Source organism: Acinetobacter thutiue (genome assembly GCF_030385805.1).
Classification (GTDB): Bacteria; Pseudomonadota; Gammaproteobacteria; order Pseudomonadales; family Moraxellaceae; genus Acinetobacter; species Acinetobacter corruptisaponis.
In genome coordinates, this window is the sequence record NZ_JAUDZE010000001.1 from 861,421 (window position 1) to 877,081 (window position 15,661).

At 43.3% G+C, this 15,661-nt stretch carries 17 protein-coding genes; 1 reads left to right on the forward strand and 16 read right to left on the reverse strand.

Annotated elements, in window-relative coordinates:
- Positions 1–7: 7 nt before the first annotated feature.
- From QTA56_RS04305 to QTA56_RS04375, 15 genes are all read right to left on the reverse strand, one after another.
- Positions 8–1,144 carry a toxic anion resistance protein gene (locus tag QTA56_RS04305; protein WP_267979695.1) on the reverse strand — a complete coding sequence of 379 codons (1,137 nt, stop codon included), beginning with the start codon at positions 1,142–1,144 and terminating at the stop codon, positions 8–10.
- Positions 1,145–1,156: 12 nt separating this feature from the next.
- Positions 1,157–1,933, reverse strand: a complete 777-nt coding sequence (locus QTA56_RS04310; RefSeq protein ID WP_267979696.1) for a tellurium resistance protein — start codon at positions 1,931–1,933, stop codon at positions 1,157–1,159.
- Between the two features lie 123 nt (positions 1,934–2,056).
- The gene (locus QTA56_RS04315) at positions 2,057–2,473 is read right to left on the reverse strand and encodes a PaaI family thioesterase (RefSeq protein WP_267979697.1); all 417 of its coding nucleotides are present in this window, start codon (positions 2,471–2,473) and stop codon (positions 2,057–2,059) included.
- Positions 2,474–2,582: 109 nt separating this feature from the next.
- A complete protein-coding gene (locus tag QTA56_RS04320) occupies positions 2,583–3,566 on the reverse strand; it encodes a fatty acid desaturase family protein (protein ID WP_267979698.1) in 984 nt (327 codons plus the stop codon).
- Between the two features lie 121 nt (positions 3,567–3,687).
- The gene (locus tag QTA56_RS04325) at positions 3,688–4,485 is read right to left on the reverse strand and encodes a PaaX family transcriptional regulator C-terminal domain-containing protein (RefSeq protein ID WP_267979699.1); all 798 of its coding nucleotides are present in this window, start codon (positions 4,483–4,485) and stop codon (positions 3,688–3,690) included.
- A gap of 110 nt (positions 4,486–4,595) precedes the next feature.
- Positions 4,596–5,396 carry an undecaprenyl-diphosphate phosphatase gene (locus QTA56_RS04330; RefSeq protein WP_267979700.1) on the reverse strand — a complete coding sequence of 267 codons (801 nt, stop codon included), beginning with the start codon at positions 5,394–5,396 and terminating at the stop codon, positions 4,596–4,598.
- Between the two features lie 166 nt (positions 5,397–5,562).
- Positions 5,563–7,452: a M48 family metalloprotease gene (locus tag QTA56_RS04335; RefSeq protein ID WP_267979701.1), complete on the reverse strand. Its 1,890-nt coding sequence runs from the start codon at positions 7,450–7,452 to the stop codon at positions 5,563–5,565.
- Between the two features lie 103 nt (positions 7,453–7,555).
- Positions 7,556–9,094, reverse strand: a complete 1,539-nt coding sequence (purF, locus tag QTA56_RS04340; protein ID WP_004677488.1) for an amidophosphoribosyltransferase — start codon at positions 9,092–9,094, stop codon at positions 7,556–7,558.
- Positions 9,095–9,134: 40 nt separating this feature from the next.
- Complete coding sequence (locus QTA56_RS04345; RefSeq protein WP_267979702.1) at positions 9,135–9,728, reverse strand: CvpA family protein; 594 nt, start codon at positions 9,726–9,728, stop codon at positions 9,135–9,137.
- A 1-nt stretch (position 9,729) separates the two neighbouring features.
- A complete protein-coding gene (locus QTA56_RS04350) occupies positions 9,730–10,737 on the reverse strand; it encodes a quinone-dependent dihydroorotate dehydrogenase (protein WP_267979703.1) in 1,008 nt (335 codons plus the stop codon).
- A gap of 91 nt (positions 10,738–10,828) precedes the next feature.
- Positions 10,829–11,308: a type II secretion system protein M gene (locus QTA56_RS04355; protein WP_267979704.1), complete on the reverse strand. Its 480-nt coding sequence runs from the start codon at positions 11,306–11,308 to the stop codon at positions 10,829–10,831.
- Positions 11,308–12,447: a type II secretion system protein GspL gene (gene gspL, locus QTA56_RS04360; protein WP_267979705.1), complete on the reverse strand. Its 1,140-nt coding sequence runs from the start codon at positions 12,445–12,447 to the stop codon at positions 11,308–11,310. The genes QTA56_RS04355 and gspL overlap by 1 nt, the downstream gene beginning before the upstream one ends.
- Positions 12,448–12,487: 40 nt before the next feature.
- Entirely contained in the window at positions 12,488–12,943 is a 456-nt protein-coding gene (gene sixA / locus QTA56_RS04365; RefSeq protein ID WP_267979706.1) for a phosphohistidine phosphatase SixA, read from the reverse strand.
- A 61-nt stretch (positions 12,944–13,004) separates the two neighbouring features.
- Entirely contained in the window at positions 13,005–14,078 is a 1,074-nt protein-coding gene (locus QTA56_RS04370) for an NAD(P)H-dependent glycerol-3-phosphate dehydrogenase (protein WP_267979707.1), read from the reverse strand.
- A gap of 42 nt (positions 14,079–14,120) precedes the next feature.
- The gene (locus QTA56_RS04375; RefSeq protein WP_267979708.1) at positions 14,121–14,699 is read right to left on the reverse strand and encodes a nitroreductase family protein; all 579 of its coding nucleotides are present in this window, start codon (positions 14,697–14,699) and stop codon (positions 14,121–14,123) included.
- 195 nt (positions 14,700–14,894) lie between these two features.
- On the opposite strand from QTA56_RS04375, the gene QTA56_RS04380 reads away from it, so the two are divergent.
- Positions 14,895–15,278, forward strand: coding sequence for a hypothetical protein (locus tag QTA56_RS04380; RefSeq protein ID WP_267979709.1), 384 nt, complete (start codon positions 14,895–14,897; stop codon positions 15,276–15,278).
- A gap of 47 nt (positions 15,279–15,325) precedes the next feature.
- On the opposite strand, the gene QTA56_RS04385 is transcribed toward QTA56_RS04380, so the two are convergent.
- The gene (locus QTA56_RS04385; protein ID WP_267979710.1) at positions 15,326–15,565 is read right to left on the reverse strand and encodes a hypothetical protein; all 240 of its coding nucleotides are present in this window, start codon (positions 15,563–15,565) and stop codon (positions 15,326–15,328) included.
- Between the last annotated feature and the right edge of the window lie 96 nt (positions 15,566–15,661).

Here is a 15,661-nt window from a genome sequence, read left to right on the forward strand (position 1 = left end):
AAGATTACTAATTCAGATTTTTCGGGGGATTCTGCCCGCTATTTTCAAGAACTAAATGATTCAAACTATCCTGTAATGCACGCAAACGTGTGGTTGCTTCAGCACGTTTCTGCATCCCTTCTTTCTGGATTTGAATCACGTCGTTTACTGTTTTAATGAGGGTATTTTGTACATGTTCAAGGGTTTCCACATCAATGACTGAACGTTGATTCGCTTTAGCGGTATCGACTGAGTTCTGATGCAATAGTTCAGCATTACGGCGCAGTAACTCATTGGTAGTATCATCAATCGCCTTTGCCAGTTGCACGCTGTTCTTCTGCTCCTGCAATGAAATCGCCAAACTAATCTGGTTTTTCCATGCAGGCAAGGTAATGTTTTTGATCGCATAGAACTTATCCACCAACATCAGGTTATTTGACTGGATAATCCGAATCATCGGCAAAGTTTGCATCGCAGATTGCTGTAGAACCTGTAAATCACTGACTCTTTTCTCAAGGTTATTGGCCAAGTGATTCAGGTCATAAATCTGCTGTGTGGTTTGCTGATCCTGTTCTTGCGTGGTTAAGCTTGAAATTTGTTGCTGGATGTCCTGCTGTTTCAACTGCCCCGCAGCAATATAAACACCAAGTTGTTTATATTCATCCTGAACCGCATCAAACATCTTATCGAGTGTCCCCACCCGTGCCTTAAGACCTGATTGCGAGCTTTCAATCTCTTTCACCAAAACATCAATCTGTTCTTTGGTGGTATTAAAATGCTGGTCAAAACTTTGCTTGGCATTCTTAAACCTACTCAACAAACCACCAAAAAAGCCTGAGCTTTTTGACTTGTTCAAAATACTAGACGTATTCAATTGCTGAGCCACTTGAACCACTTCATTGAGCTTTTGGCCTGTTGTATCTAAATCCTTATTTTGAACCAAACCCAACAACTCATCTGTATAGGTAGATGTTTTATTGGCGATGTTTTTACCGTATTCGGCCACCACAGTGGTACTGATGTCTGCAAGTTCTTTATGCGCATCCATAACCTCGGCAAAGTCCTGTGGCTGCAAGCCCAACTCTTTTAAGTTAAGTTGTTCAAAACGCTGCTCCTGCCTAATTTCAAGTTCGCTGGATGATTTTATAAGTTCTGAATCTGACATGATATTCCCCTCTTATTTCTGTAATGATTTTTTCAGATTTTGGATTAAATCTTCTCGGCTTTTGTCCAACTGCTCAATGGTCTTTACTGAATTGGACTCACGACTTTGCTCTAGATGATAACGCCACGCTGGAATCAACACCTGCTGTGCCTCTTTAAAACGGTCTAAAAGGCTAAAAGATAAATGCTGTGACAACTGCATCTGTTTCATTGCAATATCATTGCTAGTCTGTAAAGTTTGTAATGTATTGATTTTTTTAGATAGACGTTCAACAAAATGATCAAGTACCTGCTGTTTACTAAACTGGGGATATTCTTTTAAAAACTCATCAGCAGCCTGTATATACGCCGCCATCTGTTCCCTTAAACCAAGGGCTTGCTGCAAACGTGACTGCGATTTCTGAATTTCAATCTGTAACTTTTGGCTTAAGTGATTTGCCTCACTGATTAAACGATCCAGGTCTTTGACATATTTGACCTGTCCAGCATCATATTCAACATCAATCCCCAGCCATTTTTGCAGTGCATTAAATTTTCGCCCGCCCACATAATTTTTTGAGCGTGACAGTTGCTGAACAATCTGGGTAATCACTTCACTGAGCTGCTGGTTTAGCTTTGGATCGACACCATTCAACAGGACACTTTGCGCCTGCACCAAATGATCTGCATAATGATTCAAACGATGGGGATCAGTGATTAAAGGCAATAAATCATTACGCTTAATCGCCAAGATATGTTCTTGATTCAGTTCAAGTTGCGATAAAGGGGTCAAGTCGAGCGGTATCGTCATATCAATAGAAAATAGTAAGAACAAATAACTTTGAACATTTCTAGTTGTAGCATGTTCTTACTATTTCGCATACTTAAATGTTGTTATGATTTTTAAGTATTTCGCTTTATCATTTTTAAAAACTTATGATTTTTGCGGAAGCGCATAGGTCCCAATCACATGCGCCACTGGTTCCTCATCACCTACAGAATATAGCCATACTTCCCCTGTCACCAAGGTTCTGCCAACTTTAATCAACTTGCAGACTGCCCTGATATCCCGTGTCCCATCTGGCCTGCGAAAGAAATTGATATTCATGTTAGTGGTGACTGCCATTTTAACCAATCCCAAATGTCCAATGATTGCCACATACAACACAAAGTCTGCCACCAGCATCAGGGTTGGCCCAGAAACAGTCTGACCAGGACGCAGGTCATCCTGATCCACCCGATACAACAATTGCGCCCCTTTAGGGGTAATCTCTTCAATCATATTCTTTCTAAGTGCCTGTGAAAATTCCTGAGCCAGAAACTCAATGATTTCCTGTTTATTCGCTGCCATATCTCTCAAAACCTATAATGCTACAACCTATATCATCCATTTCAGCATTTATACTCAAGAAACAGGCAGTAACCTACTTCTCTTGAACAAAAACAAGGATCATCAATTTTTAATCTGCTTTTGCTGAAAGCTCATTCAACACTTGCCAATAGGTTGGTGGTTCAGAAACATGACCACGCTCACGTAACATCTGGTGCATTCTTGGCAACCTAAAATAAGGCACTGCCGCCATTAAATGGTGTTCTTTGTGGTAATTCACATGAATTGGCGCAACCAAGGCACGCGCAATGTAACCTGCTTTAGTGGTACGTGTATTGGTCAAGGCACTATTACTGGTTTCCATTCCTGCATGTTCCGCCATGGAACGAACACGTAGTAACAGTGGGAACGGCGTTACATAGGCCAATACCCAAAGCGCATAGAGTTTGGGATGTCCTGCTGCCCAAAGTGCCGAAAATAAAGCAGCATTGGTGGCAATGGCCCCACCGCTGTTTTTTATAAATGCCTTTGGATAATCAGACCAGTGCCGTCCCTCTTGAGCAATCCAGCGACGGTCATTGGAAACCGTCCATTCCATTTTCTCAACGTCCATCAACACACGCCCAAGCGCAAATTTAAAACCAGTCACACCCGATAAATCACGCATGAATTTACGCATGAGGGATTTTTTAGAGGTTGGAAACCCTGCGACAAGTGATAAATCTGGATCATCCACTGTTGATGTTTTACTGTGATGGCGGAGATGATGCTTACGGTACTTATGCAGGTCATTCCAGACTGGGCGGGCACACAACCAGTCAGTTAAGGTATCATTGAGCCATTTGGTTTTAAACAGGCTTTGATGTGAAGCATCATGCGTAAGGATAGCCAGCGCCAATTGACGGCCAGCCAGAATAACCAAAGCTACAATACATATTAGCAACTTGCCCCAGTTTGGCAAATATTCCCAAAAGCCAGCAACAGTGGCAAAGGTTCCGCCAATCACCGCCCAGGTTGACACAACAGCCCAGCTACCATGCAGATCCGATTTGGCAGTCAATTCCGTGATTTCTTCCCGTGTGAACAAATCACTAATAGCCGTACGTGTGTTCATATCCTATCCTGCAATTCTTGTATTTTTATAAAACTACACAACTCTTCACTTTATTTTAAATTAAGTAATATTTCTGTCAATAAATTAAAATTAAATTTTTAGTAATATTTGTAATTGGCATTTACACGACACTCAGTTCATAAAACTTGCGCCACAGTTCCAAACCTGTTTGATCCAGTTGTTGCACACTCAGGGCAAATTGTTCCCTAAGCTGTACATCAACAAAATCCTCAGGTAATAAAGGATCGTTCATGAGCAGAGAAATTGTCTGGCGACCCAATAATAGTGATTCCCGCGTGGCATCCTCCAATGAGATTCGGTCAACCGTAGCCAACCATTTCTGAATCATTTGGCTATATTTCTCATAGTTCTGGTTGAGTGTTTGTGTTGACCATAAGGTGGGAATCGTTGCCAAAGTTGTTTCATCAAAATGACTAATCTGGCAAATCTTGGCGGTCATTTCCAAGCCTGAAGCTTTCAACTCGGAAAAAAGATGATCAAATGTAATCGCCAAATTGTCGGGACGAATATAAATCCCCTGCTCCAACTCCTTAAAGCCAAAACGTTTTAATGCCCGTTCACGACGGTTCAGCGCAGTACGGTCAACTCGTCCCAGCTCACCTGTAAAAACCGCAAGATATTGATGCGTCCATTTCTTGGTTTGCTTAATCCCATTCTTACGGTTCAGCATCACATTGGCCCATTCATGCGACTGGACCGTGAACTGATAGACACCGCGCTCAATCGCCTCGATCACGCCATCACCAGATAGACGGGTTACGGCAACGCGGATACTGTTTTCACTAATCTCAAAAAGCTTGGCAGCAATAATAATTTGTTTAATTGAGATCTCTCGACCTTGTAGCCCTAAAAGTAGATCAATAATCAAGTCTCGGGCATTCATTTTAGCTATTGTCATCTTATGCTAGAACCAGTTTTAAAATATGAAATATTGGAAAAAATAAAGAATGGGAATTTTAACCGAATCCGCCTCTTTTAACATCTCTGCAAAAGAGACGGGTTTCAATTTTAAAGGAAAATGAATAATAAAATCACGCCAAGCACGATACGATACCAGGCAAATACACGTAAGGTATGACGCTCAACAAATTTCACCAAGGCACTCACCACCAATAATGCGGCAATAAAGGCAGCAACAAATCCCACCGCAATATTCAGCATATTGTCCTGTGTCAGTACATCGGCATTACGAATAAGGTCAAAGGTTGCCGCACCCAGCATAGTTGGCATGGCCAGAAAGAAAGAAAACTCCGTCGCAGCTTTACGTGATAGGCCTGAAAACATTCCTCCCACAATAGTGGCACCTGAACGTGATGTTCCTGGAATCATCGCCACACACTGCGCGCACCCCACAAGAAAAGCCTGTTTATAGGTGATCTTGGTTGCCTCTGTGGTCTTATGCTCAAACTTGATTGACTCCACCCAGAAAATGATGAGGCCACCGACAATCAAGGCAACTGCCACCACAAGTGGGCTAAACAAAACACTTTTAATGAAATCAACAGCAAACACCCCAATCATCACGGCTGGGAAAAATGCAATCAGCACACTAAAAGCAAAGTGTCGTGCCTCTGAATCACCACTAAAAAAACCTTTTAATAGATCAACAATTTTTTGGCGATATAACCAGCAGACTGCCAGAATTGCCCCAAGTTGGATCACGACTTCAAAGACACGACCATCGTCTGAATGGAAGTCGATCATATGACCAAATAAAATCAGGTGTCCTGTACTTGAAATGGGTAAGAACTCTGTCAGCCCTTCAATAAACCCTAAAAATAGCGCCTTTAAAATTTCAATGTGTTCCATAACTTACTCGAAAGCACCTATATAAAATTCAATAAAAAAATTAACGGCAAGCTTACCTTGAAATAGGCAATTTTTATGTGATTGTCACGTAACGTTTTTAAAAATATGGGGACTTTTAAGATTCCAGCCTGACATTATGTTAGGACTAAAAATTGGTGAATTTATCTTAAATAATCATCAAGCTATTTTTTTTCTGCATTTGCTCAACAACTTCACGGGTATCAAAGCCCAAACGCCAGTACAATAGCTCTAAAACATCTAGTTCATCTTGAGTAATGATTCGGTCACTCCATAGGCATCGTTCAGCAATCGCCAAAATATTAAGGCGGTCACGCAACAATAAACCTGAAACATCATTCAGGATTTCAGCCAGATCTAGTGGCTCATCCGAAATATCAGCATAGGTTTGCAACTCTTCCTGTGTAAGAAGTTCCTGCAAAATCCGTTCACGGACCTCAAGCTGATTTGGACTGTTAATTTGCTGTACATGCAGCAATGCATCAATCAAATGCACAATTTGCGATTTCACATCCTCAAAAGCTGTGGGCAAATGTGCTGGCATCAGGTTCAATTCATATTTTACGCGTTCCAGCAATAGTGCATCCAGTAAGCCAACCTCACCATCCTCCTGAATAATACAGGCCAGTTTGGTTAAAAACTGACGTGCAATACTGGTGGGCATATGGCCAATGTTCTTGCAGGCATCATGGAAAATCTGCACATGAATCCGTCCATCCAGATTTAACAATGCATCCACAATCGCATGACTCACCGCTGCATCCTGTGGAATAAACTCACGGTACTGGCGGATCATCAAAATCGCCACCATCACTTCCCTTGAACCTGTCGCGGTCTGCATGGCACGCTGAATCAGTTCTGGGCGTTTTTTATTTTTCCGCATCTCAGGATTGAGTGGCTTGATCGCATCATTCAAGGCAAAGCTAATCGGTGACAATCGTAACAATGGCAATGGCTGAGGCGAACTCCAGGGCACCGACATATCGGTTATTTCCTCTTCAAGGGAACGAAACAAACTGAATAGCGGACGATTGCGTAATTTTCTCAGGTTTTCCAGTTGCAAATCCTGTAACAGCGTTGGATTTAGCTCATAGATACGATCTTTAATACCTGGATGAATATTCATCCAGCTTTGCGGACTCAGTGAGTTGGCAAAGCACATATGCGAAATTGACTCAGAGTATGCACTGTGGATTTGGGAACCTGAATGATGCACATAAATTCGTAGCAAGGTTTGAATATTGGCGTTGTTATTCATCAAACGCATGGTTTTCAGGTCATTGCGAAAGGTTCGGCCACTTAAGGTGAGATACTTAATTAAACGGGTGATCAGGATACCCAGACTACCAATCAACCAAATCACCCCACCGATTGCCACAAAAATGGTCTCAAACTTATTACGGTATGAGGTTGCATAGGGGTTGTAACCTGCCTGTGCAAGTTTGCTGCCCCATTGGCTAAATGTGGTCAAACCACTATATAGAATTTTAAGTTTGGTATTCTCAACTGCTTCACCTGATAGAATCTGGTTAAACTCATAACTCAACAGTCCATAAAGCTCAAGTTCATCCAGATTCTGCAATGCCCCCCAGGTCAAGATAATCACGATATCCTGTGACCTGAAACCAGCGGTTAACGCATTTACCCCCACCTCATCAGGCAATACATACACTGCGGGGGTATCAATCGCAAAGCTGCGTGCAACCTGCTCCACTACTTTTAAAGCGGTACTTTCTTCAGGGGTACTTTCATCAAACACCAGACGGCGTGCTTTTAGTTGTTTTGCCAGGGAATGTCCGCCCTCGCGCAGCACATACAGTTCAGCACTGACAGACCAGATCAGGACAAAGAATAATAGGCAGATGAAATAAGGACTTAAAACATGCCACCAAATTGGCTGGGTATAGTCAAAGAAATGTACCACCAAACCCAAAATTAAGTTGAGAATAAAGACAGTCAATGCCATGGCAAGCAGGCAAAAGCTGACTGACCATGCAATATTCTTATTTTCAATTAAATAATGGCTCATTTCTTTCAATGTAAATTTTCCTTATTACATTGTTTCTGTCAGAGGCTCCATCGCCTCCAGTATCATAAAATAAAAAAGCGGGAAATTCCCGCTTTTCTAGAGATTAAAATGCTTACTCTTCCTTAATCCCTGTTAAGTCCACTGAAGCTGCATCAATATTTACATCAATGTAGCCATCGGCTTTCTTTTTTGCTGTGTCATTACGTTTTTGCTCAAGTTCAGCAAGGTATTCCTTGTCGATGCCACCCGCCACATAGACACCATCAAAAACAGAGCAGTCAAACTCTCTTAAATCAGGCACCTTGCTGGTACGAACCGCATTTTTCAAATCTTCCAAGTCCTGGAAAATCAAACGGTCAGCACCAATAATTTCGCGGATTTCCTCAACGGTACGCTCAGATGCAATCAGTTCAGACTTTGCTGGCATATCAATGCCATACACGTTTGGATACTTCACCATCGGTGCGGCTGAAGCAAAGAATACTTTTTTTGCCCCTGAATCACGCGCCATCTGAATGATTTCATTACAGGTTGTACCGCGTACAATCGAATCATCCACCAATAGAACATTTTTGTCCTTGAACTCAAGTTCCACAGGATTCAGTTTCTGACGAACTGATTTTTTACGCTGCTGCTGACCAGGCATAATAAAGGTACGTCCGATATAACGGTTTTTCATAAACCCTTCACGGAACTTTACACCCAGAATATTCGCCAACTCCAAAGCAGAGGTACGGCTGGTATCAGGAATTGGAATCACCACATCAATATCGTGTTGCTCACCCCATTCTTTCAGGATTTTATGGGCAAGTTTCTCACCCATTTTCAAGCGGGCTTTATATACCGAGATTCCATCAATCGTGGCATCTGGACGGGCAAAATAAACATATTCAAAAATACAAGGGCGGTATTCAGGGTCAACTGCGCACTGTTTTGAGAATAACTGGCCCTTGCTGTCAATGAAAATCGCTTCACCTGGCGCAATATCACGCTCAATCTTAAAGCCAAGCGCGGTAATCGCAACTGATTCAGAGGCAATAATATATTCAGTACCCTGTTCAGTTTCACGTGAACCATAAATCAGTGGGCGAATCCCATTTGGATCGCGGAAACCAACCAGACCATGACCTGTAATCATTGCCACAACCCCATAGGCACCCTTACAGCGCTCATGTACACGGGAAACAGTATGAAAAATGTCTGCTGGTGTCGGGTTTAATGTGCCAATTTTCTGTAATTCATGTGCAAACACATTCAACAGAACTTCCGAATCGGAGTCGGTATTCATGTGACGCAAATCTGTCTTAAACAGATCTTCATGAATTTCTTCGGCGTTGGTCAGGTTACCATTGTGTGCAAGGGTAATGCCGTATGGAGAGTTCACATAAAATGGCTGCGCCTCCGCACTGCTGGATGAACCCGCGGTTGGATAACGAACGTGCCCAATCCCGTAGTTACCCAGCAATGCACGCATATGACGGGTATGGAACACATCACGCACCATGCCATTATCCTTGCGGAGAAATAAACGCCCTTGATGACAAGTGACAATTCCCGCTGCATCCTGTCCCCGATGTTGCAACATCGTCAAAGCATCAAATAACATTTGGTTCACTGGCGATTTACCGGCTATCCCAACAACTCCACACATAGCAACCTCGCGACAAGCTAGGAACGGGGTTTAACCCCAATTAATAAAAAGGATTTTTCGTCGAATGATCAGAACGCTGATCGACCGCAGCACGTTCTGACTCGTCCATTTCAGTTGAAGGGCGATGTAACAAGGCACCTTCAGATGTCATTTGATGTAAAGCTTGATTTGCAGCATCTTTAGAGATTTCTGTTGCTAAAGGTGCATAGGGTAATAGGATTTGTACAAATTTGGACTGTTTCCAGTGTGGGGAGCTTTCCACCCACGGGCCAACGCCCTGCATGGTGACCAAAACAATCAGTAGACCTTTCAGGGAACCAAATGCGCCACCTGCTAAACGATTTAATGGGCCCAGTTTCAAACTTTTCAAGAGGCCATTCAGCAATGCAGAAACAATCCAGGTACACACCACAATGATCAGTACGATAAAAGCGAAAGCTGCAATTTTTTGCACGACAGGGTCTTGGCTTAGGCTGCTCATTGCAGGCGCCAATATAACGGCGTATTTGGCCCCCACGATCAATGCGAATATCCATCCGACCAAGTTCGCAAAGGCTTTGATAAATCCTTGACGCAAACCGTTCAGCCCTCCAATGAGCAAGATGATCAGAATAATGATATCAAGCGTGTTCATTTCACACTGTCATCGCATTAACACAGTCTTTAACCAATGTTGGGCCAGCATAAATCAGCCCACTATAAACCTGAACCAAGCTCGCGCCTGCCTGTTGCTTTGCCACAGCCTGCTCACCCGATAGAATGCCACCCACCCCAATCAGTGGAATCTGGCCATCCAGCACTTCGGCAAACTGGCTTAAACATTCGGTACTTTTCTCAAATACTGGCGCACCCGACAAACCGCCCGCCTCATTGCCATTCGGCAGGTTTTCCACACCATCACGACCAAGTGTGGTGTTGGTGACAATCAGGCCATCAATCTTGAACTTCAGTAATTGCACTGCAATAAAATTAATGTCTTCAGGTGTTAAATCTGGCGCAACCTTAAGTACCAAAGGAACATAATGCTGATATTGTTGCGCAAGTTCCAGTTGGCGACCTTTCAAGGTTTGTAGCAACTCTGTAAGTGCATCACCACTTTGTAAACTGCGCAGGTTCTTGGTGTTTGGAGATGAAATATTGACAGTGATATAGGATGCGTAGTTATAGACCTTTTCCAGACAGATCAAATAGTCGGAAACAGCATCCTCAACAGGTGTATCGGCATTTTTACCAATGTTGATGCCTAGCACACCCTTGAATTTTGAGGCTTTTACATTTTCAATCAGTTGCTCCACCCCGTCATTGTTAAAGCCCATGCGGTTAATAATCGCCTTTGCTTCAGGAATGCGGAATAAACGGGGCTGGGGATTGCCTGCCTGTGGGCGTGGGGTAATGGTACCAATCTCAATAAAGCCAAAACCCAATGCAGCCAATGCATCAATGTGGGCACCGTTTTTATCCAGACCAGCGGCAAGACCAACGGGGTTTGGAAATTCAATGCCCATACATTTTACAGGTTTAGCGGCAACTTTCTGGTGCATAAAGCCAAATTTATGCGCTTTATCAAGCATGGAGAGTGTGAGTTCATGTGCACGCTCTGGTGCCAAAGTAAACAACAAAGGGCGGGCCAATGAATATAACATACCAATCACAGTCTACTGATTTTTCAAGTAAGCGTATTATAGGCATAGGCTCCACAAAACGCCATGCTTGGCAGAGAGTTATTTTTAGCGTCTACTGAACTGTTGCCGTTAATTTAATCTGGCCCGCATTCGAAACCATGTCCATTTTTTCAATGCTCAACCCCATCTGCGACAGTTGCATTAAAAAGTTGGCCAGTACCGAATAATTCTGATGTTCCGCAACAATTTGAATCTGTTCCCCATTTTGCTGCGAAGAAACCGCCAGACCTTGCTGCTGTGCTGTACGCTGGATTTTATCCGCCGAGGAAAGCCCAAGATCATTGGCAGGCTTCATGGTGGCGGCATTACTCTGCATCCAGACTGTTAAATCCTTGAGCTCATTTAGACGCTTTTGTTGCTGGTTTGCCAAGGCATGCATTTTCCACAAGGCGGAACCAACAATCACAACGATTAAAAAAACGGTTGTGAAAACCACCATCACGCGCTCGCGGATCGACAGGCTCTGTAAATATTGATTCAGTGCTTCAGCTTTCTGATCAAGACTATTTTGTAATTGTGTGAACGCTTTCATTATTTTACTTTGACCATCCCAATCGCACCGACACTATCCGCCTGTACATTTCCAAGTTCCGCCTGAAAACCCTGCTGATTCAACTGCTGTGCCAACGCCTGCAAGTCATTTGCCGATTTTGCCTTTAACGACATTGCCAATGTTGAAGCATCATAACTGACCTGTTGGGCAACAATCTGTTTCTGCATCAGGATTGGTCCTACCCGACTGAGCAAGGACAATGCCTGAGTATCTCCAAGCTGGCTCATGCGTAACTGGCTTTCAAACTGGCTTTTAATGTTCTGCTCAGTCACACGGGTATTTTCGCCAAACCAATGTTTATATTGATCGATCGCCTGTATAGCAGTTTGATCCGCCACCTTTCTCAACTTTGACCAGCGCAAGGCATCATAACCCAACTGCACCAAAATCACCGCCAATAGAATGGCTGCCGAGGCTTTCCAGTAGCCTGACCATTGTACATCGGCATTTTTTGCCTTTGGCAGCACATTAAATGGATGTTGCTTTGGTCTTTGGAGCTGCTCAAACTGGTAGCTAAATTCGGTACGTTGATCTTTATCAGATGCTACTGCCAGAATGTCCAGTTGGCCTGCACTGAGATTGGCAAATTTATATTGCGTTTCTGGGGCCTGGAATTCCAGAAATAACCCTAAATCATCAACCGAGTTACCTGACCAGACATTTTCCCTCACCAGTAAATGGTCATACAGATTCACCAGCACCACTTCATTTTGTTCTGGCTCAGGCAGAATCAGAAAATCAGGCAAGAAAGCGACAATCTGGATCGGTAAAAGGCTGAGTGCATGCTGCCAAGTTTCAATGGTAAATTGCGCAACACCTAAAATATTGAGCTGATCATGCTGAAAATGATGTACCACTTTCATCTGATCAATCGGCAAGGTCACAAACTCTTCTAACAGATATTTAATGCCCTCCTGCCCCAATTGCTTGTAATGCGCCTTTGTCATGGGTTGCTGCAACATTTGGGCATTGCGGCTTGGAAAATAGACCACCGCCTCTTTTCCACTATGCGCTTGCAGGTCCTGAATGAGTTGTTCAAGACTGTTTGCCTGCAACCAGTTTTCCCCAGCCGACCAATACCATGTTCCATTGGTTTCGGGCATCCATATATACAGCATCAGTGTTCAGTATCCTTATCCTGTTGAGGATAGATAAAATTTATATTGTTGGTGTAAAACGGTTGTTTTGCATTGATAAACCATTCGCAATCACAGCCTGATCATAAATACGTGCTTCAGCCAATGCAAATGGATTAAAGCTTTCATGGGTCAATTGTTCCGCAATATGTGCCACCACATTCATGTGACACACCACCGCAATCGACTCATATGGAAGTTTGGATAGCCATTCTATGGCATCTTTGGCGTTATCATCGGGTTTAATTTTATCGCAGATTAACACAGGAATGCCCTGAAAATGTGCCTTGATATGTTCTAGCGTTTCCTGCGCGCGCAGTAATGGACTTACAATAAAAACCTCGGGCTGAATCACATCTTTGAGAAAATCCCCTGTTTGCTCAGCCTGTTGATGCCCACGCGCTGTGAGTGGGCGCTGCATATCATTTCCATTCACTGCTGGAGACGCTTCACCGTGACGAACTAAAGTGAGTTGCATAATCATTCTCTAATTTTTTTCTTGATTCAAAGCATAACAACTTTGGATGACAATTTTTTGATTAAACCTCATGATGAGGTAAAACAAATTCCACATCACTACGATGGCCATTTTTCATTAACGACAAGGCAATGGTCATTGGCGGTGCATTTTCAAAAATCACTTCATATAAGGCATTGGTGATTGGCATATACACATCCAGCTCCTGTGCCTTGGTACGCACCTGCACAATGGTGTTGATGCCCTCGGCGGTTTGTCCCAGTTCTTTAGTCGCCTGATCCAGTGTTTTACCTGAACCCAGGGCAAAACCGATCTGATAGTTACGGCTTAATGGACTGTTACAGGTCGCAAATAAATCACCCACACCTGACAACCCTAGAAATGTCAAGGGATTCGCGCCCTGCTTCACCGCAAATCGGCTCATTTCAGCCAAGGCACGGGTTAAGATCATACTTTTGGTATTTTCACCAATGTTATAGGCAGCGCCCATGCCCATTGCAACCGCGTAGATATTTTTTAGCGCGCCGCCCAGTTCCACACCATGCACATCATCACTGCCAAAAACACGGAACAAGGCACTATGCAAGGCATGCTGTACCGCATAGCGAACCAGTTCAGACTCACTGGCAATCACCGTACCTGATGGCATCCCCGCCATAATTTCTTTTGCCAGGTTTGGCCCTGATAGAACTCCATAAGGCACTTCAGGTAATTCCGCGCGGATGATATCACTCATGAAACTAAAGGTTTTGGCTTCAATCCCTTTCGTTAGTGAAACCACTGCCTGCGCACTAATAAACGGCGCGATTTTCTTCAACACATCGCGGAAAGAATGACTTGGAATCGCCACCAAAATAATGTCACGGTCACGTACAGCCAACTCCAGATCAGAAACCGCACACAGACCTGTTTCCAGTGTGTAATCAGGCAAATAGCGCTTGTTGATATGCGTTTGATTGATTTCCTCAGCAACAGCCGCATCACGAATCCAGATCATGGTGTCGCAGCCATTACGCACAGCCAGATTCGCCATCGCCGTACCAAAACTCCCCCCACCCAGCACTGTAATTCTTAATGCTGTTTTCTGGTCTACAGCTACGGGTTCAATCAAATCGCTAAACTTCAACTCTGTCATTTTTTTTCCTGAAACAAATTTCTAATCATTTACAAATAAGATTTAGGTAGCCTGCCATACTTTTAAAAAGTCCTGACTCTCTATTTCGGCACGTGGTGCAATCGCTTTGGCCGCAGTTCCCACATAGATAATACCTGAGATCAAGTCCTGCTCCTTTAGGTCCAATTGCTGTTTTAGCCAGTTAGACTCAACCACCGCGCCTGAACGCCACATGCTGGCAAAACCTTGTGACTGCAAAGAAAGCAGGAAATTTTGAATGGCAGCGCCTGTACTTAAAATCTGTTCAAAATGTGGGACTTTTGGGTGATCCTGAATGGTGGTTAAGGCCAGAACCAGCAAAGGCGCACGAAATGGATGTTGCTTGACGCGATCCAACTGTGCTGGCTCGGTCTCACCTAAATCGGCCAAAGCCTTTGCCAAGTACTCACCAAAAGCGGCACGCTGTTCAGGCGTCACAACCACAAAACGTGTTGGTTTTAAACGATGATGATCGGGCGCCGTGAGTGCGGCCTGTACCGCCTTTTCAAGTTGTTGTGTATTCGGCGCTGGTTCAATAAGTTGTCCAATTGATTGACGTTGATGAATATTATGATGAATGATTTCTATTTTTGAGTCCGTCATTGAAATAAATCTAACTAACACAAGGATTGCGCTAGATTAGCATAATCTGAATGATTTCCACCACGTCCAATCCCTGCTTAATCATTAATTTGAGAAATTTAACAGAGCATCAGCACAAACTGTACATAACCTGCAAAAGCATTCAAAAATTCTATGTTCAAATAATACAATTCTGTCGTAACTTGAGAACAAGCAATGAAAAAAACTTTTATTATGTCTTTACTTGGCGGTTTGGCACTTGGATTAACTGCATGTGCATCCACCCCAACCAATACCTTGGCGATTCAAAAAGAAAACAATCAATATGAAGTCACAGGCATTGGTAAAACCAGCCTGATTGCCAAAAACAATGCGGTCAGTGCCGCACAAAAAACCTGTACCCGCAATACCTCACCTGTCGTGGTTGATGAAAAAACCGCATACCAAGGAGTTTTAAAAGGCGTGGTGGATGAGCAAACAGGAAAAATGGTTGAGGCTGCCGCAGGGGTCATTGGTACACTGACTGGTAAAAACGCTTCTCTGGCAAAAGATGATGACTATCAAACAACCTTGACATTCTACTGCAAAACCAATGGATAAATATAAAAAAGCCGATGTTTAAACATCGGCTTTTTTATTTGCGTCACTTATTGAACTTCGCTCACAGCCACTTCTGAAGCTGCACCCTGTTCCGTAACATCAGTATGGTTTTCATCTAAATTCGGTTTATCAATGGCATCAATCGCAGCCTGTTGTTCTGGACTCGTTTGTGTGACTGAAGTTGTCTGCTCTTGCTGTTCAGCATTTTTCGCTTCTTCTTTCTTTGCACATGCAGTCAACATGATCGGGGCAATGATTAAAGCGGCAAGGGTTAATTTAAATTTCATCACGGCTTTCCACAGTTAATGGTTGAAGTTGTGACAAGCATATTTCAGATATATGACATTTTTATGACCACAATACCCGCCAAAAACAAAAGAGCC